General features: G+C 67.8%; 15 protein-coding genes. 1 reads left to right on the plus strand and 14 read right to left on the minus strand.

Annotated features, from left to right (window positions below; genetic code table 11):
- Position 1: 1 nt before the first annotated feature.
- The 6 genes from cobT to ACJ7Z0_RS05060 all read right to left on the minus strand — a co-directional run bounded on the left by cobT (position 2) and on the right by ACJ7Z0_RS05060 (position 9680).
- The gene (cobT, locus tag ACJ7Z0_RS05035; RefSeq protein WP_434788943.1) at positions 2–1048 is read right to left on the minus strand and encodes a nicotinate-nucleotide--dimethylbenzimidazole phosphoribosyltransferase; all 1047 of its coding nucleotides are present in this window, start codon (positions 1046–1048) and stop codon (positions 2–4) included.
- Positions 1045–2484: a cobyric acid synthase gene (locus tag ACJ7Z0_RS05040; protein ID WP_434788944.1), complete on the minus strand. Its 1440-nt coding sequence runs from the start codon at positions 2482–2484 to the stop codon at positions 1045–1047. The genes cobT and ACJ7Z0_RS05040 overlap by 4 nt, the downstream gene beginning before the upstream one ends.
- 80 nt (positions 2485–2564) lie before the next feature.
- Positions 2565–4049: an efflux transporter outer membrane subunit gene (locus ACJ7Z0_RS05045; RefSeq protein WP_434788945.1), complete on the minus strand. Its 1485-nt coding sequence runs from the start codon at positions 4047–4049 to the stop codon at positions 2565–2567.
- A gap of 33 nt (positions 4050–4082) precedes the next feature.
- Complete coding sequence (locus ACJ7Z0_RS05050) at positions 4083–7358, minus strand: efflux RND transporter permease subunit (RefSeq protein ID WP_434788946.1); 3276 nt, start codon at positions 7356–7358, stop codon at positions 4083–4085.
- Between the two features lie 40 nt (positions 7359–7398).
- Positions 7399–8649, minus strand: a complete 1251-nt coding sequence (locus tag ACJ7Z0_RS05055; protein WP_431131824.1) for an efflux RND transporter periplasmic adaptor subunit — start codon at positions 8647–8649, stop codon at positions 7399–7401.
- Positions 8650–8798: 149 nt separating this feature from the next.
- Complete coding sequence (locus ACJ7Z0_RS05060; protein ID WP_434788947.1) at positions 8799–9680, minus strand: alpha/beta hydrolase; 882 nt, start codon at positions 9678–9680, stop codon at positions 8799–8801.
- 183 nt (positions 9681–9863) lie between these two features.
- On the opposite strand from ACJ7Z0_RS05060, the gene ACJ7Z0_RS05065 reads away from it, so the two are divergent.
- Positions 9864–10778, plus strand: a complete 915-nt coding sequence (locus ACJ7Z0_RS05065; protein WP_434788948.1) for a LysR family transcriptional regulator — start codon at positions 9864–9866, stop codon at positions 10776–10778.
- Between the two features lie 21 nt (positions 10779–10799).
- Here ACJ7Z0_RS05065 and ACJ7Z0_RS05070 read toward each other — a convergent pair whose 3' ends face one another.
- The 8 genes from ACJ7Z0_RS05070 to ACJ7Z0_RS05105 form a co-directional block, all read right to left on the minus strand.
- Positions 10800–11276: an OsmC family protein gene (locus ACJ7Z0_RS05070; RefSeq protein WP_434788949.1), complete on the minus strand. Its 477-nt coding sequence runs from the start codon at positions 11274–11276 to the stop codon at positions 10800–10802.
- A gap of 66 nt (positions 11277–11342) precedes the next feature.
- A complete protein-coding gene (locus ACJ7Z0_RS05075) occupies positions 11343–12071 on the minus strand; it encodes an LrgB family protein (RefSeq protein WP_434788950.1) in 729 nt (242 codons plus the stop codon).
- The gene (locus ACJ7Z0_RS05080) at positions 12068–12421 is read right to left on the minus strand and encodes a CidA/LrgA family protein (protein WP_434788951.1); all 354 of its coding nucleotides are present in this window, start codon (positions 12419–12421) and stop codon (positions 12068–12070) included. Before ACJ7Z0_RS05080 ends, ACJ7Z0_RS05075 begins: the two co-directional genes overlap by 4 nt.
- 28 nt (positions 12422–12449) lie before the next feature.
- Positions 12450–13475: an aminotransferase class I/II-fold pyridoxal phosphate-dependent enzyme gene (locus tag ACJ7Z0_RS05085; RefSeq protein WP_434788952.1), complete on the minus strand. Its 1026-nt coding sequence runs from the start codon at positions 13473–13475 to the stop codon at positions 12450–12452.
- Entirely contained in the window at positions 13472–14440 is a 969-nt protein-coding gene (cbiB, locus tag ACJ7Z0_RS05090; protein ID WP_434788953.1) for an adenosylcobinamide-phosphate synthase CbiB, read from the minus strand. The genes ACJ7Z0_RS05085 and cbiB overlap by 4 nt, the downstream gene beginning before the upstream one ends.
- A 51-nt stretch (positions 14441–14491) precedes the next feature.
- Positions 14492–15175, minus strand: coding sequence for a 5,6-dimethylbenzimidazole synthase (gene bluB, locus ACJ7Z0_RS05095; protein WP_434788954.1), 684 nt, complete (start codon positions 15173–15175; stop codon positions 14492–14494).
- Positions 15176–15180: 5 nt separating this feature from the next.
- Positions 15181–15750, minus strand: coding sequence for a cob(I)yrinic acid a,c-diamide adenosyltransferase (gene cobO / locus ACJ7Z0_RS05100; RefSeq protein WP_434788955.1), 570 nt, complete (start codon positions 15748–15750; stop codon positions 15181–15183).
- A 29-nt stretch (positions 15751–15779) separates the two neighbouring features.
- The gene (locus tag ACJ7Z0_RS05105; protein ID WP_434788956.1) at positions 15780–16562 is read right to left on the minus strand and encodes an ABC transporter ATP-binding protein; all 783 of its coding nucleotides are present in this window, start codon (positions 16560–16562) and stop codon (positions 15780–15782) included.
- Positions 16563–16588 lie beyond the last annotated feature (26 nt).

A 16588-nucleotide genomic window follows, 5' to 3' on the forward strand; every position in this document is an offset into this window, starting at 1 on the left:
TTCAGGCGTCCTTGCGCGACACGCCCGCCGCCTCGAAGCTCGCCATTTCGCGCAGGATGCGGCAGGCCGATTCGAGCAGCGGCCAGGCCAGCGCCCCACCCGAGCCTTCGCCAAGGCGCAGGTCCAGGTTCAGCAAGGGCTCCAGTCCGAGGTGCTTCAGCAGCAGCGCGTGCCCGGGTTCCGCCGAGCTGTGCGCCGCCACGCAGCGCTGCACCACATGCGGCTGCAGTGCCTGTGCAACGAGCACCGCGGCACTCGCAATGAAGCCGTCGACCACGATCACCCGGCGTTCCTGCGCCGCCTGCAGCACCGCGCCGACCAGGGTGGCGATTTCGAAGCCGCCGAATGCAGCCAAAGCATCCAGCGGCGAAACCGCCGATGCATGCAGCGCCAGCACTTCGCGCAGCACCGTGCGCTTGCGCGCGAGTCCCGCGGCGTCGAGCCCGGTGCCGGAGCCGGTGCAGGCATCGATATCGAGCCCCGACAGCCGCGCGAGCAGCATCGCCGCCGCCGAGCTGTTGCCGATGCCCATCTCGCCCAGCAGCAAAGCATTGCCGGGCAGCACCTGCACCACGTCGCGGCCGTTGGCAATGGCCTCGGCGCATTGCGCGGCCGTCATGGCCGGCACCGCTGATGCATCGGCGGTGCCGGCGGCGATTCGCCGCGACACCAGGCCCGGGCGCGCCTGAAAGTCGCGCCGCACACCGCAATCAACCACCGTTAATGCGAGTCCGTGCTGGCGTGCCAGCACGCTCACGGCCGCCCCGCCCGCGAGGAAGTTCTCGACCATCTGCCAGGTCACGTCGCTCGGAAACGCCGAGACACCGCGCGCCGCGAGGCCATGGTCGCCCGCGCACACCAGCATCTGCGGTGCTTCGAGCAGAGGCGTTTCGCTGCCCAGGATCAGGCCGATACGCAGGGCCAGGTTTTCGAGGCGGCCGAGCGCGCCGAGCGGCTTGGTCTTGTTGTCCAGCGCGCTTTGCAGGCGTGCCGCAAGCGTGTCGTCGTGAATGTCGGAGATGGAGGGAATGGTGTCGTTGTCGGTCATGCGATCAGGCCTTGCAGTACGCCGGCCTCGAAGTGGGTGTCAATGAAATCGGCCAGGCCGTCGAAGGTGGAATCGAGCGTGGGGGCCGCGGCGCCGAAGAGCGCGTGCAGCGCGGCCGCATCTTCGAACAAGCCGTGCAGGTAGAGGCCCAGCACATTGCCGCGCGCGTTCTGCCATGCCAGCCCCTCGGGCATCACGGCACGGCCCTCCTGCGCCATCTGCGGGTGAATCGCGGTCTGGCCGTGATGAATTTCGTAGCCTGCGACCGACACGTTCGAAAGCGCAGCCCATTCGCCGCCCAGTTCGCCAAAGACGGCGGCCCGGTGGCGCACGGTTTTCTCGCGCTCGAACACGGTCACCAGCGGCAGCAGGCCCAGGCCGGGCGCATTGCCGTCGATGCCGTGCGGATCGACCAGCGCCTCGCCCAGCATCTGCAAGCCGCCGCAGACGCCCAGCACGGCGCCGCCGGCGGCCGCGTGCGCGGCAATGGCGCTGTCCAGCCCCTGCGCGCGCAGCCATGCCAAGTCGCCGCTGGTGTGCTTGGAGCCTGGCAGCACGATCCAGTCGGCGCCAGCCGCGTCCGCCGGCGTGCGCGCCCAGACCAGGCGCACGCCGGGCACGTTCTTGAGCGGCTGGAACTCGTCGAGATTGCTGATGCGCGGGTACGCCACCACAGCCACCGTGCGCGTGACGATGCCGCTCGAGCGGCTTCGATCGTCGAACACGCCGTCTTCCTCCGGCAGGCCGTGCTGCCACCACATCGGCAGCGTCGCGACGGTGGCGATGCCGGTCAGTGCCTGCAGTTGCTGCGGGGCCGGGGCCAGCAACGAGGCATCACCGCGAAACTTGTTGAGCACGAACCCGCGCAGCAATGCACGGTCGGTCTCGGGCATCAATGCCCAGGTGCCGTAGAGATGTGCGAAGGCGCCGCCGCGGTCGATGTCTGTCACCAGCAGGCAGCGGGCATCCGCATGGCGGGCCACGCGCAGGTTGACGATATCGCTCGCCATCAGGTTGATCTCGGCCGGCGAGCCCGCGCCCTCGATCACCACCACGTCGTTCTCGGCGCGCAGCGCATCGAACGCCTCTGCAATTTGCGGCCAGACGCGCTCGCTGCGCCCGCGCCAGGGCATGGCCGTGAGTTCCGCGCTCACCTGACCCATCAGCACCACCTGGCTGTGGGTGTCGCGCTCGGGCTTGAGCAGCAGCGGGTTCATGCGCACGTCGGGCACGGCGCGCGCCGCCAGCGCCTGGAAATATTGCGCGCTGCCGATTTCGCCGCCGTCGACCACGCGCGCGTTATTGCTCATGTTCTGCGCCTTGAAAGGCGCCACCTTCAGGCCCTGCCGCGCATACCAGCGGCACAGCGCTGTCACCAGCCAGCTCTTGCCAGCGCCACTGGTCGTGCCGAGAACCATCACGCATCGGGTTGTCATGCGGCTATTGTCGTTGCCGCCGCATGCCGTTTCCGCAGCGCGGAGCGGCAAAGAAAAAGGGGCTTGCGCCCCTTTGGTGTTCAGCGTGCCGCGGTCTGCAGCGTGGCAGCCCCTACGGGCTGAGCCTGTGCCGTGGCGGGCGGCACTTCCCAGCCGCCGCCGATGGCGCGGATCAGCCCCACGGCCGCCTGGTACTGCGCCGACTTCACCTGCAGCGCCTGGCGCCGGTTGCGTAATTCGCTGCGGCGTGCATCGAGCAGGTCGAGCTGGCTGATGTAGCCATTGCGGTAGCGCGTGTCGGACAAACTGGTCGCGCGCTGGGCCGACGTGACGGCCTGCGCCTGCACGGTCGACTGGTCTTGCAGGATGCGGATGGCGGACAGCTGGTCTTCGACCTCCTGGAACGCCACCAGCACCTGGTTGCGATAGTTCGCGAGCGCGCCGTCGAGCTGCGCATTGGCGCCCTGCACACCTGCTTCGCGGCGGCCGCCGTCGAAGATCGGCAGCGAGAGCAGCGCACCCACGCCCCATGAACGGGCCGACCACTTGAACAGGTCGCCGATCTCCGGCGACGCATAGCCGGCCGCGCCGGTCAGCGAAATGTCCGGAAACCACGCCGCCTGTGCCACGCCCACCCGGGCCTGCGCCGCAAGCACCGCGTTCTGCGCGGACGAGACGTCCGGGCGTCGCGAGAGCACCGTGGCCGGCACGCCAGGCGGAACGGACGGCAGCGCGGTGGCCCAGTCGTCGGTACGCAGGCCGAAGCTGGAGGCCGAATCGCCCACCAGCACCGCGAGCGCATGCTCGACCTGGGCGCGCTGCCGGTCGAGCGCGAGCGCGTCTGACTCGGTGGACGACACCTCGGTCTGCACGCGCGCCACGTCGAGCTCGGCGATGTCGCCGGCCTGCTGCCTGCGCTGCGTCAGGCGCAGCGTGTCGCGGTAGGCCTCGACCTGCTCGCGCACCAGGGCGCGCTCGGCGTCGAGCGCACGCAGTTGCAGATAGGTCTGGGCCACCTCGGCCTGCACTGCGAGGCGCGTGCTTTGCAGCAGCCCTTCGCGGCCCGCCGCATCGAGCTTGGCCGCATTGCTCGCGCCCGAGAGGCGGCCGAACAGGTCGAGCTCGTACGAGAACGTGGCGCCGATGTTGGTCATGGTGGCCGGCCTGGTGCTGGCCGTGGCCTTGTCGAGCCCCGCGCCGCGATTGGCACCTGCGCTCAGGCCGATCTGCGGCATGCGGTTGGCGTTGGTGCTGCGCGCCAGGGCGCGGGCTTCCGCCAGCCGGGCCGCGGCGGCCTGGATGTTGTTGTTGTTGACGTCGGCCTTCTCGACCAGCGCATTGAGCACCGGGTCGTTGAACGCCAGCCACCAGGCGCCGCGGGCCTGTGCCTCGGAAGGCACGGCACGCGTCCAGCCCGCGGGCGGCGCGGCGCCCTGCTCCTTGAACTGGGCGGTGGTCTGGATCTCCGGCACGCCGGAAGGCACTGTCGCGCAGCCGGCCAGCGCCAGGGCTGCCACCAGCGGCAGCAAGGCGGTACGGGCCCAGGGTTGAAATGCGAATTTCATGATGATGAACTTTCTTCTTGATCGACCGTGCGATCAGTCATGCGACTCGTGCGAAGGACGCGGCGAGGCCGGCACCGGATGCAGCCCGCCACCGCCGGAACCACCGTGGGACGGCGCAGCCGGATGGGCCGCCGAGACGAAGTCTTCCCCGTGCGGCACATCGCCGTGCAGCTTGAGTGCGCGGTTGCCCGCGAGACGGCGCATCAGCACATAGAACACCGGCGTCAGGAACAGGCCGAAGGCCGTCACGCCGATCATCCCGGCGAACACCGCCACGCCCATGGCCTTGCGCATCTCCGAGCCCGCACCGGTCGACAGCACGAGGGGCAGCACACCCATCACGAAAGCCAGCGAGGTCATCAGGATGGGGCGCAGGCGCAGGCGGCTGGCTTCGATCGCGGCCTGGATGGGCGTGCGTCCGGCGAACTCGAGCTCCCGTGCGAACTCCACGATCAGGATCGCGTTCTTCGCACTCAGCCCCACCAGCACGATCAACCCGATCTGCGTGAAGACGTTGTTGTCACCCCCCGATATCCATACGCCCGTCATCGCGGCCAGGATGCCCATGGGCACGATCAGGATGATGGCGATCGGCAGCGTCAGGCTTTCATACTGCGCGGCAAGCACCAGGAACACCAGCAGGATGGCCAGCGGGAACACCAGGAAGGCGGAGTTGCCGGCCAGGATTTCCTGGTAGGTCAGCTCGGTCCACTCGAAGCTCACGCCCTTGGGCAGCGTCTCGGCCGCAATCTTGGTGATCGCGTCCTGCGCCTGGCCCGACGAATAGCCCGGGGCCGGGCCGCCGTTGATGTCGGCTGCAAGGTAGCCGTTGTAGCGCATGGCGCGTTCCGGGCCGAAGGTCGAGTTGACCTTCATCAGCGCGGCCAGCGGCACCATCTCGCCCGAGGTCGAGCGCACCTTCAGCATGCCCACGTCTTCGGCACGGGCGCGGTAAGGCGCATCGGCCTGGACGCGCACGCTGTACGTGCGGCCGAACTTGTTGAAGTCGTTCGCATACAGGCTGCCGAGGTAGATCTGCATGGTGTCGAAGATGTCCGTCACCGGCACGCCGAGCTGGCGCGCCTTGGTGCGGTCGATGTCCGCATACAGCTGCGGCACGTTGACCTGCCAGCTCGTGAACATGCCCGTGAGCTCGGGGGCGGCATATGCCTTGGCCATGAAGGCTTTCACCGCCGCGTCCATCTGGTCGTAGCCGACCGAGGCGCGGTCTTCGATCTGCAGCTTGAAGCCGCCCGTGGTGCCCAGGCCCGCCACCGGTGGTGGCGGGAACATCACGATGAACGCATCCTGGATGCTGGCGAACGCGCCGTTGAGCTGCCCGGCCACCGCACCGCCGCTCTGGTCGGCGCGCTTGCGCTGGTCGAAGGGCTTGAGCGTGGCAAACACGATGCCCGAGTTCGAGCTGTTGGTGAAGCCGTTGATCGACAGGCCCGGGAAGGCGATGGCGTCTTCCACGTTCGGGTTCTTCTTCATGATCTCGCCCATGCGCTGGATCACGTTGTCGGTGCGGTCGAGCGTGGCGCCGTCGGGCAGTTGGGCAAAACCGATCAGGTATTGCTTGTCCTGCGCCGGCACGAAGCCGCTGGGCACCGCCTTGAAGAGACCGAAGGTCACGCCGATCAGCGCGAGGTAGATCACCAGCATCAGCGTCTTGCGCGAGATCACGCTCTTGACGCCGCCGCTGTAGGCTTCAGAGCCGCGGCTGAAGAGCTTGTTGAAGCCGCGGAACAGCCAGCCGAAGGCCTTGTCCATGCCGCGCGTCAGCGCGTCCTTGGGAGCATCGTGGCTGCGCAGGAGCAAGGCGGCGAGCGCGGGCGACAGCGTGAGCGAGTTGATGGCCGAGATCACCGTCGAGATCGCGATAGTCACCGCGAACTGCTTGTAGAACTGGCCCGTGAGACCACTGATGAAAGCCAGCGGAACGAACACGGCCACCAGCACCAGCGCGATCGCGATGATGGGCCCGGACACTTCGCGCATCGCGCGGTAAGTGGCTTCACGTGGCGTCAATCCGGCTTCGATGTTCCGCTCGACGTTCTCCACCACCACGATGGCGTCGTCCACCACGATGCCGATGGCCAGCACCAGCCCGAACAGGCTCAGCGCATTGATCGAGAAACCGAGGACGTGCAGCACCGCGAAGGTACCGATCACCGACACCGGCACGGCCAGCAAAGGAATGATCGACGCGCGCCACGTCTGCAGGAACAGGATCACGACCAGCACCACCAGCGCAATGGCTTCGAGCAGCGTGTGGATCACCGATTCGATGGACGCACGCACGAACTGCGTCGGGTCGTAGGCGATGCGGTATTCCAGCCCTTCAGGCATGTTCTTGTTGAGCTCGGCCATCGTCTTGCGAACGTTGGACGAGATGTCGAGCGCGTTGGAGCCCGGCGCCTGGAACACGCCCATGCCGACGGCCGGGTCGTTGTTCAAGAGCGAACGCAGCGAATAGTCGGCGGCGCCCATTTCCAGGCGGCCGATGTCGCGCAGGCGGGTCACGGCGCCGTCGGTGCCGCTCTTGACGATGATGTCGCCGAACTCTTCTTCACTCTGCAGGCGCCCTTGCGCATTGATCGAGAGCTGCATGTCCACGCCCGAGAGGCCCGGCGAAGCGCCGACCACGCCGGCGGCGGCCTGCACGTTCTGGCCGCGGATCGCAGCCACCACGTCGCTGGCCGAGAGGCCGCGCTGCGCAACCTTCTGCGGGTCGAGCCAGACGCGCATCGAGTAGTCGCCGCCGCCGAAGATCTGCACCTGGCCCACGCCTTCGATGCGCGCAAGCGGGTCCTTCACGTTCAGCACCGCGTAGTTGCGCAGGTAGTTGATGTCGTAGCGGTCGTTCGGCGAAACGAGGTGGACCACCATCGTCAGGTCAGGCGCGCTCTTGACGGTCGTGATGCCGAGGCGGCGCACTTCTTCCGGCAGGCGCGGCTCGGCTTGCGAGACGCGGTTCTGCACAAGCTGCTGTGCCTTGTCGGGATCGGTGCCGAGGCGGAAGGTCACCGTCAGCGTCATCACGCCGTCGGTGGTCGCCTGGCTGCCCATGTAGAGCATGCCTTCGACGCCGTTGATCTGCTCTTCGAGCGGCGTGGCAACGGTTTCGGCAATCACCTTCGGGTTGGCGCCCGGATACTGGGCGCGCACCACCACGGAGGGCGGTGCCACTTCCGGGTATTCGGAGATCGGCAGCCCGCGCAGCGCGATCAGGCCGGCTATCAATATCAATAGCGACAGCACGCCGGCAAAGATCGGCCGGTCGATGAAGAATTTAGAGAGATTCATGTTGTTTCTCCGGCGAGCGCAAACGCGCTCCCCTCCGAGTTCAGGACTTCGCGGCTTCCGCGACGCGTTCCGGTTGTTGTTGCTTGGTATCGGCCTTGGCGTCCATCGTCACGGTCTGCGGCACCACCAGCGCGCCGGGGCGGATGTGCTGCAGGCCGTTGACCACCACGCGATCGCCGGCCTTCAGGCCTTTGCTCACGACCCGCAGGCCGTTGATCGATGCGCCGAGCGTCACTTCGCGGTACATCGCCTTGTTGTCCTCGCCCACCACCAGCACGAACTTCTTGTTCTGATCGGTGCCGATGGCGCGTTCGCTCACCAGCAACGCGGAGTCGCTGCGTGCCTGGCCCATGCGGATGCGGGCGAACTGGCCGGGGATGAGCGCGCCGTCCTTGTTGTCGAAGGAGGCACGCACGCGCACCGTGCCGCTGCGGGCGTCGACCTGGTTGTCGATCAGCTGCAGCTTGCCGATGAAGGGCGTTCCGTCGAAGCCCGAGGTGCCCATCTGCACCGGAATGCTCTCGATCTGGCCGCGGGCGCTGGCGCCGCTCGGCAAGTCTTTCAGCGCCCGCGTGATCACCTGCTCGTCAGCATCGAAGCTCGCGTAGATCGGGCTCACCGACACCAGCGTGGTCAGCACCGGCGCGCCGGGGCCGGCAGCCACCAGGTTGCCCACGGTCACCTCGAGCTTGCCGATGCGGCCGGGCACGGGCGCACGCACCTGCGTATAGCCGAGGTTCAGGCGCGCCGACTGCAGCGACGCTTGCGCGGCACGGAGGTTGGCATCGGCTTCGCGGCTGGCGTTCACGCGCTCGTCATATTCGCGCTGGGCGATGGCTTGCTGGTCCCACAGGCGCTTGGCACGTTCCTGCTCGCTGCGGCTGAACGCCTGGCGGGCCTGGGCCGATGCCACCTGCGCTTCGGCTCGCTCCGCTTCGGCGGCGTACGGTGCGGGGTCGATGGTGATCAGCAGGTCGCCCTGCTTCACCAGCGCGCCTTCGCGAAAGTGCACCGCCTGCACGGCGCCCGCCACGCGGGAACGCACGTCCACCCGCTGCACCGCCTCCAGCCGGCCCGAGAACTCGTCCCAGGCGTTGATCTCGCTCGACGCCACGGCCGCCACCGACACCGGCGTGCCCTGCGGCGCCGCGGCGGGCGCCGTGGCCTCGGCCTTGAAGCTGTGCATGCCCAGCACCCCGGCGGCCACGGCCAGCACTGCGGTGAGGCCGGTCACGGCGGGCCACAGGCCCTTGCGGGCGACGGAAGACAGTTTTTGATTGTTGTTCGACATGATGATTCGTCCTTCTCGATGACTTTTTGGGATGCAACAGGCCACCCCGGTGCTTGTGGCACCAGGAGGCGGAATTCGAAAACGACCGGGGTTACCGGTGGGCCGAGGGGTGGCGTCGCGCGTCAGCCAGGCTGCTGCGACTGGCCCACCTAGCTGGGCTTGAGTGCTACCGGAGGCGGCGTGGTGGCACTGAAAAATTCGCGGAAATGCTGCTGCACGCTGGCCTCGCATGCCTTGCAGCCCGAGGGCTCGGGGTCGTACAGGGCCTTGGGCCAGTTCGCGGCACCGGGCAGCACGCTGCTCGTGACGTCGATGCCGGCCGCGCGCAGCCGCCCGGCAAAAGTCATCGCCTCGTCGCGCATCGCATCGTCGGCGCCCACCAGCACCAGGGCGGGTGCCAGGGAAGACAGCCGGAGCGATCCGCTCGGCACCGCGTAGGGGTGCATCGCGTTGGACGGGCAGCTCAGGTACTTTTCCCAGCCCTTGGCCCAGCGGCATTCGGCCTCGTCGTTGGTGGCATTGCGCAGAGATGCCGTGCCCGCGCACGGGTCGAGCATGGGCGACAGCAGGATCTGTCCCGCCAGCGGTGGATGCGCCCGGTCACGGGCGATCAGCGCCACGCCGGCCGCCAGGTTGCCGCCGGCTTCCTCGCCGGCCAGGTACACCTGCGCGCCTTTGCCGCCGATCTTCACGCGCTGCTTGTAGAGCCACTCGAGCGCGGCATAGCCCACTTCGATGGGTTCGGGGAACGGCGATTCGGGCGCCAGCGGATAAGCCACCGACACCACCACCGCGCCCGCGCCGGCCAAAAGCCGGGCCACGTTGCGCCCGTTGTCCAGGTTGCCGCAAATGAAGGTGCCGCCATGGAAATGCAGCACCAGCGGCACGGTTTCGCCCCGGGGGCGTTGTCCGTACACCCGGGCGCCCACGGGGTCGCGGCCGGGCAGCTCGATCGAAAGATCGGCTTCCACGCCTTCTGCCGCGGCGAGAGCAGCGGCTTCGGCAGAGCGGGACGACGGACGGGGTGACATGGAGGCAACCTCAGGAGGATTGGCGATAGTCGAAATATAAGGCGGCCAGTGTGGGGTTAAACAGGCAACCTGCCCCTACTCTGTTTCCAAACCGCTAACAATCCGGGAAACGCTGTGGGATTGTCACCTTGTGTGAGAATCCGCGTCCTCCCGGCATGGCCGGGCTCCCAGGAACAGTCATCAATGGATCAAATCCAGGCAATGCGGATCTTTGTCCGCGTCGTGGAAGCAGGCACGTTCACCCGGGCGGCGGACTCGCTCGCCCTGCCCAAGGGAACGGTCACCAAGCAGATCCAGGCGCTGGAATCGCGCCTGCGTGTGAAGCTGCTCAACCGCACCACCCGGCGCGTGACCGTGACGCCGGACGGTGCGGCCTACTATGAGCGCGCGGCGCGCCTCTTGAACGACTTCGACGACATCGAAGCGAGCATGACCAATGCGCAGGCGAACCCGACGGGACGGCTGCGTATCGACGTGGGCACCTCGGTGGCGCGGCTCATCATCCTGCCCGCGCTGGCCACGTTTTGCGACCGCTATCCCGAGATCCAGGTCGACCTGGGCGTGAGCGACCGCACGGTCGACCTCATCACCGACAACGTGGACTGCGTGATCCGGGCCGGCGAACTCAGCGACCAGTCTCTGGTGGCCCGCCGCATCGGCACCCTGCACTTCGTGACCGTGGCGTCCCCGGCGTACATCAAGCGCTATGGCCATCCGCAGCATCCCAACGACATTGAAAAGCGCCACCACGTGGTGAGCTACTTTTCGGGCAGCACGCGGCGCGTTTACCCACACGAGTTCAAGAAGGGCGACGAGTCCATCGAGCTCAACGGGCCCTACCGCGTGTCGGTGAATGAGAGCAACGCCCACATGGCGGCCGTGCTTGGCGGCTTCGGAATCTCGCAGTGCATCACCTTCATGGCCGAGCCGCTTCTGGAAAGCGGCGAACTGATCGAAGTGCTGCCCGAATGGCACCGCGACCCGTTGCCGATTCACGTGGTCTACCCGCCCAACCGGCATCTGAGCGCGAAGGTGCGGGCGTTCGTGGACTGGGCGGCCGAACTGTTTGCGAAGAGCCCGAGGCTGCAGCGGCGATGAGTTCGTTCGCTGCCCGCCGCTTCAGTCGGCGGCGGGGAACACCGGCTCGCAACGCACCTCGGTCTTCACTGAGTTGGCAATGAAGCACTCTTCGTGCGCCCGGTGGTGCATGTGTTCGATCTGCTCGCGCGTCGGCAGGTTGTCGCCCGAGAACGTGACCTCGGGCCGGAGCGTGACCACCGTCATCGCGAGCCTGCCTTCGGCGTTCTTTTCCATGATGCCGCTCGCCGCATCGAAGTAGCGGTCGACGTTGAACTTGCGCTTCATTGCCATGGTGAGAAACCACAGCATGTGGCAGCTCGACAGCGAAGCGACGAAAGCTTCTTCGGGATCGACCGCCGCCGCATCGGAAAACGGCAGCGGCACCACGTGCGGCGACGAAGAGCCGGGCACTTCCGCGCCGCCGTCGAAGCGCATCGAATGCCTTCTGCTGTAGGTGTTGCCGAGGAAGTCCTGCTCGCCTCGCTGCCAGAGGATTTCTGCGGTGTACTGGGCCATGCCTTGCTCTCCAGCGCAAATAGTGGCCGCCATTTTGCGTCAGGGGGCCATCGGCCGCGAACGCCCTCAAACGCCCATCAGCCTGACCAGCAACGGCACCAGCAGCGCCGTCGCGATGCCGTTGAGCCCCAGGGCCAGCGCGGAGAATGCACCCGCCGTTTCGTTCACCTGGATGGCGCGCGCAGTGCCGATGCCGTGCGCCGCCAAGCCCACCGAGAAGCCGCGCACCGCGGGCTCTTCGATGCGCAGCAGGTTCAGGAGGCCGGTGGCCATGATGGCGCCAGAGATGCCCGCCACGGCGGCCGCCACCGCGGCAAGCGACGGCAGCCCGCCGATCTTCTCGGCGACGCCCATTGCGATCGGCATGGTGGCCGACTTGGGCGCGAGCGACATCATCAGTTCGTGCGATCCGCCCAGCGCCCAGGCAATGCCGATGGCCGACACGATGGCAGCCACCGAGCCCACCAGCAGCGCCACGCCGATCGGCAGCCACAGGCGCCGCAGCCGCGCGAGCTGGCCGTAAAGCGGCACCGCGAGCGCCACGGTGGCCGGCCCGATCAGGAAGTGCACGAACTTGGCGCCTTCGAAATACGTGTCGTAAGGCGTGTGCGTGACGAGCAGCACGCTCACGATCGCAATCACCGACACCAGCACCGGATTGACTGCCGGGTTGGCGCCGCTACGTCTGTGCAGCCACAGCGCGCCCAGGTAGGCCAGCAGCGTGATGGACAGCCACAGCAGCGGCGACTGCGCCAGGAAGACCCAGATTTCGGAAAGCTTCGGGGATGGGCTCATTCCGCGTCCTTGCCCGTGATGCGGATCATCCAGCGCAAGGTGAGCGCGGTCACCGTCATGGTGAAGGCCGCCCCCACGATGCCGGCCGCGAAGAACGGAAGCCATTCGCGCCCTACCCGCTCGAAATGCAGCATGACCCCGGTCACGGCGGGGATGAACAGCAGCATGAGGTTGCGCAGCAGATGGCCCGAGGTCTCGCTCAACGCATCGGGCACGCCGCCACGAACGAGCAGCACGATGAAGAGCAGCAGCATGCCGATCAGCGGACCCGGGATCGGCAGGCCCAGCCACTGCACGAGCAGTTCACCGGCCAGTTGGCAAAGAAAGAGCGTGGTGATGGCGTAGAGCATGCGGATGTCCTGCGGATCGTGTTGACCTTCAGTGTTCGGCCGAGGCAACGGCGCGTGTCCAGGCTTCTTTCAGTGCCTGCTGGCTCTGCGGCGGCAGCACGCCCAGCCGCACGAACCCCGTCAGGCCAAAGGAAGCGCAGTCGCGCAGTTTGATGCCTTCGGCGCGCAGGGCCGCGGCGAACCGCGGGTAAGGCGCATCGGTGCGCGCGCAGAAGAAGTTGGCATCGCTGGGCAGGCATTGCCAACCCAGCGATTCGCAGAGGGTGCGCTGCTGCGCCTTCCATGCCCGCAAGGTGTGCAGGCTCTGCGCGAGCCAGGCCTGGGCTTCGGTGCCGATCCAGGTTTCGAGCAAGGCCACGCCGTGGGCACCCACCGGCCATGACGGGGCCAGGCGTTCGAGGCGCTGCAACATCGGCACGGCCGCAGCGTCGTCGGGCGCGATGGCGTAGGCCGCGCGAACGCCGGTGAGGCCCATCGCCTTGTTGGGCGTCCACAGCTGCCACACGCGGTTTCGCTCGGCGGCATCGAGCGATGCCGCGCCTTCGAGACGCAGCGGTTCATAGGCCAGGTCGAGCACGCAGAGGCCGCCGGCCCTGGTGTGCCGCGTGAGATCGGACTCTGCCTGGCCGAGCGGGCTCGATGGTTCGCAGCACCATCGCAGCGCCGCAGCGCCGTGCGGCTCCGGAAAGCGCAGCACGTGCAGGCCCCAGGCCAAGGCCGCACGCTCGTAGTCGCCATAGCTGTGCGCGGGCAGCCACGCCTCGCGGCCACCGCCCTGCGCAAAGGCGGCGCTGATGCGGTGGATGAATTCGCTTGCGCTGGCCGCGATCGCGATGCGCTCCGTTGCCACGCCATGAAACCGCGCCAGCGCACCGCGCAACCGCGCATAGCCAGGGTCCGGATAGTGGGCCGCGTCGGCCGCGCGCAGCGCGGCCAGGACGACGGGGCACGACCCTGTCGCATTGCCATTGGTCGAAAAATCGTGCCAAGGCGTGCCGGCTCCGTCGGGGCCGCCATGCACCGCAGCTTCGAAGGTTTCGTCTTCCTGGGTCATGCCGGCCTCGTGATCGCGAAGATGGCCAATGATGCACACACAGCCAGCGTCAGCGCCGCCCTGCCGCCCAATTGCGCAGCGCGATGCGTATCGGCCGCTTCCGCCTGCCGGCCTTCGGCATTCAAGGCATAGACGCCCGGCTTGGCGAGCCGCACACCGAGCAGCAGCGCCATGGCCGCCATGGGCCAGCCGCTGTTGGGCGACGGGGTGCGGCGCGCCTCGCGTGCCACGCCTGCGGGCCATTGCCACGCCGCGAGCGCGAGCAGCCCTACCGTGAGCCGCGCCGGTAGCCACGAGAGCACGTCGTCGGCGCGCGCGGCCCATTTGCCGAACCACGTCCAGTCGCGGCCATTGCGTTCGCCGCGATAGCCCCACATGGCGTCGGCCGTGTTGGCGAAGCGATAGACCGCCGCGCCCGGCAAGCCCAGCAGCACGAACCAGAACAACGGCGCCACGAGCGAATCGTTGAGGTTCTCGGCCAGCGATTCGATGGCGCTTTCGCGCACCTCGCGTTCGCTGAGCGCGCAGACATCGCGGCTGACGAGCCGGGCCAGCTGCGCGCGCCCCGCATCGAGCGAAACGCCCAGCGCCGCCTCGACCGCGAGCACTTCGTCGTGCAGCATGCGCCACGCGAAAAGCGGTTTCAGCGCAAAGGCCATCGCCATCGCCAGCGCCCATGCGGGCAGCCATTGCACCATCGCAGCCTGCACGCCGGCGGCGACCATCCCCACGCACATCGCGCCCACGCACCACGTCAGCGCCCCGATCAAGAAGAGCGACAGGTCGCGCGGCTTCGCCTTGGCCGCCGGCGGTGCGATGCGCGAGCCGATCCAGCCGAGGTACTGCCCCATCCACACCACCGGATGCCAGCGCGCGGCGGGCTCGCCCAGCCAGCAGTCGATGGCAAGCGTAAGCCACAGCGCGGCGGCGACGACCAGGGCGTGTTCGAGGGGAAAGGCGGGCATGGGACGCGAATCAGGCAGCGGTGACGAACAGGACGGCATCGACGGCCAGCATCAGGCAGGCTCCACGGAAGACGGGGTTGAAAACAGGTCCGACGGCTGGCCCCAGCGTTCATCGAACACCAGCGCCGACAAGGGCTCGCGCCGGGCCCAGCGTTCGCGTTGCAGCATCGGCTCTTCGTAAAAATCGTGCACCGGGCCCAGGCACAGCAGCGCGATCGGTTCCGCACCCTCGGGCAGGCCCAGCAGGGCCGACACCTCGGCGGGATCGAATAGCGAGACCCAGCCCATGCCCAGCCCTTCGGCACGCGCCGCAAGCCAGAGGTTCTGGATGGCGCAGGACGCCGAGGCCAGGTCCATTTGCGGCAAGGTGCGTCGTCCGAACACATGCTGCTCACGGCCGTCGGCCAGCGACACGGCCAGCAGTTCGGCCGCATCGAGCACGCCCTGCACCTTGAGCCGCATGAACGCGTCTTCGCGCTCGCCGAGGGCGCGGGCCGTCAGCACGCGTTCGCGCTCGATCACATCGTGCAGACGCTGGCGCAAGGCACCGTCGCGAACGCGAATGAACCGCCACGGCTGCATGAATCCGACACTGGGCGCGTGGTGCGCCGCTTCGAGCAGCCGGCGCAGCAACTCGGGCGCTACCTGCCCCCCTGCGAAGTGACGCATGTCGCGCCGCTCATGGATGGCGCGGTACACCGCTCTCACCTCGTGAGCCGCGAAGGCTTGCGACATCGAACTCAATCCTCGATACCGCGCTGCGCCGGAATACCGGCCTTGAAGGCGTGTTTGACCAGGGCCATCTCTGTCACGGTGTCGGCCAGCTCGATGATCTCTGGCGGGCAGCGGCGGCCGGTGAGCACCACGTGCACGTGCTTGGGCCGCCCGCGCAACGTTTCGAGCACGCCCTCGAGCGGCAGCCAGCCGTAGATCAGCGGATAAGTGATCTCGTCGAGCACCACCAGGAAGAACTCGCCGGACAAAATCGCCGCCCTGGCTTTTTCCCAGCCGTCGCGCGCCAGCTCGGCCGAGTGCTCGAGGTCCTGGCTCTTCCAGCTGAAGCCGTCGCCCAGGCCTTGGATCGGAATGCCGAGCTGCTCGAACATGCGGTGCTCGCCGAAACGAGCCGAGGGCACTTTCATGAACTGGAAGATCTTCACGGCCTTGCCGCGGCCGTGTGCTCGCAATGCAAGGCCGAAGGCTGCGGTGCTCTTGCCCTTGCCGTCGCCGGTGTTGACGATGACGATGCCGCGGCGCTCGCCTTCGGGCTTGTCGTACGGCTTCTCGGTGGGGGGAGTTTCGATTTGCATAATGTATTTAGGCCTTGTGTTGATGCTCGTCAGTTCGGCAGTGCGATCCACTGGTCGGCCACGCGGTGCACGCGGATGCGATGGTCGAACACCTCTTCGAGCGCGGCGTGGGTGGCCGGATCGCTGCTGCCGCCATGGTGCACCACGCGGCCGTGGTTCATCACCACCAGTTCGTCCGCGGCCAGTGCCATCGGGAGTTCGTGCAGCACGCTGACCACGGTGCGGCCCTCGGCCACCAGGGCGCGCGTGGTCTGCATCCAGTCGGCCTGGTGCGGCGGATCGAGGTTGGCGAGCGGCTCGTCCATCAACAGCAGCTCGGCCTCCACGGCCAGCGCACGGGCCAGCAGTACGCGCTGGCGCTCGCCGCCCGAAAGCTGGCCGAGCGGCCGCTCGCGCCACTCCCAGGCCTGGGTGCTGCGCAGCGCGCGCTCCACCGCCTCGCGGTCCGCCTTGCTCGGCGCGGCAAGCCAACGCTGGTGCGGCAGGCGGCCGAGCATGGCAATGTCGTAGACCATCAGGTCGTCGGCACTGCCCTCGCCTGCCGCGCCGCTCTGGCCCAGCCATGAAAGGCGCTGCGCGCGAATGCGCCCCGGCACCTTGGCCGCCGCTTCACCGAAAAGAAAGACGTCGCCGCGGTGCGGGAGCAGCCCGGCAAGCGCCTTGAGCAAGGTCGACTTGCCGGCGCCGTTCGGCCCGACCACGCTGGTCCAACGTGCGGCGCCGAGCTTCAGGTCGATGCCGTGCAGCACCTCGGCGGTGCCGAGCGTGGCGCTCACGCTGCGCGCTTCAAGAGCGGGGATGTGAGTGCTCATTGGGTAACCTCCGTGCTGCGCACTGC

It is taken from the genome of Variovorax palleresanus (assembly GCF_051144945.1).
Classification (GTDB): domain Bacteria; phylum Pseudomonadota; class Gammaproteobacteria; order Burkholderiales; family Burkholderiaceae_C; genus Variovorax; species Variovorax paradoxus_S.

Coding starts and splice junctions, on each gene's coding strand:
- cobT (WP_434788943.1), bottom strand. CDS start 1,048: ATGACCGACAACGACACCATTCCCTCCATCTCCGACATTCACGACGAC.
- ACJ7Z0_RS05040 (WP_434788944.1), bottom strand. CDS start 2,484: ATGACAACCCGATGCGTGATGGTTCTCGGCACGACCAGTGGCGCTGGC.
- ACJ7Z0_RS05045 (WP_434788945.1), bottom strand. CDS start 4,049: ATGAAATTCGCATTTCAACCCTGGGCCCGTACCGCCTTGCTGCCGCTG.
- ACJ7Z0_RS05050 (WP_434788946.1), bottom strand. CDS start 7,358: ATGAATCTCTCTAAATTCTTCATCGACCGGCCGATCTTTGCCGGCGTG.
- ACJ7Z0_RS05055 (WP_431131824.1), bottom strand. CDS start 8,649: ATGTCGAACAACAATCAAAAACTGTCTTCCGTCGCCCGCAAGGGCCTG.
- ACJ7Z0_RS05060 (WP_434788947.1), bottom strand. CDS start 9,680: ATGTCACCCCGTCCGTCGTCCCGCTCTGCCGAAGCCGCTGCTCTCGCC.
- ACJ7Z0_RS05065 (WP_434788948.1), top strand. CDS start 9,864: ATGGATCAAATCCAGGCAATGCGGATCTTTGTCCGCGTCGTGGAAGCA.
- ACJ7Z0_RS05070 (WP_434788949.1), bottom strand. CDS start 11,276: ATGGCCCAGTACACCGCAGAAATCCTCTGGCAGCGAGGCGAGCAGGAC.
- ACJ7Z0_RS05075 (WP_434788950.1), bottom strand. CDS start 12,071: ATGAGCCCATCCCCGAAGCTTTCCGAAATCTGGGTCTTCCTGGCGCAG.
- ACJ7Z0_RS05080 (WP_434788951.1), bottom strand. CDS start 12,421: ATGCTCTACGCCATCACCACGCTCTTTCTTTGCCAACTGGCCGGTGAA.
- ACJ7Z0_RS05085 (WP_434788952.1), bottom strand. CDS start 13,475: ATGACCCAGGAAGACGAAACCTTCGAAGCTGCGGTGCATGGCGGCCCC.
- cbiB (WP_434788953.1), bottom strand. CDS start 14,440: ATGCCCGCCTTTCCCCTCGAACACGCCCTGGTCGTCGCCGCCGCGCTG.
- bluB (WP_434788954.1), bottom strand. CDS start 15,175: ATGTCGCAAGCCTTCGCGGCTCACGAGGTGAGAGCGGTGTACCGCGCC.
- cobO (WP_434788955.1), bottom strand. CDS start 15,750: ATGCAAATCGAAACTCCCCCCACCGAGAAGCCGTACGACAAGCCCGAA.
- ACJ7Z0_RS05105 (WP_434788956.1), bottom strand. CDS start 16,562: ATGAGCACTCACATCCCCGCTCTTGAAGCGCGCAGCGTGAGCGCCACG.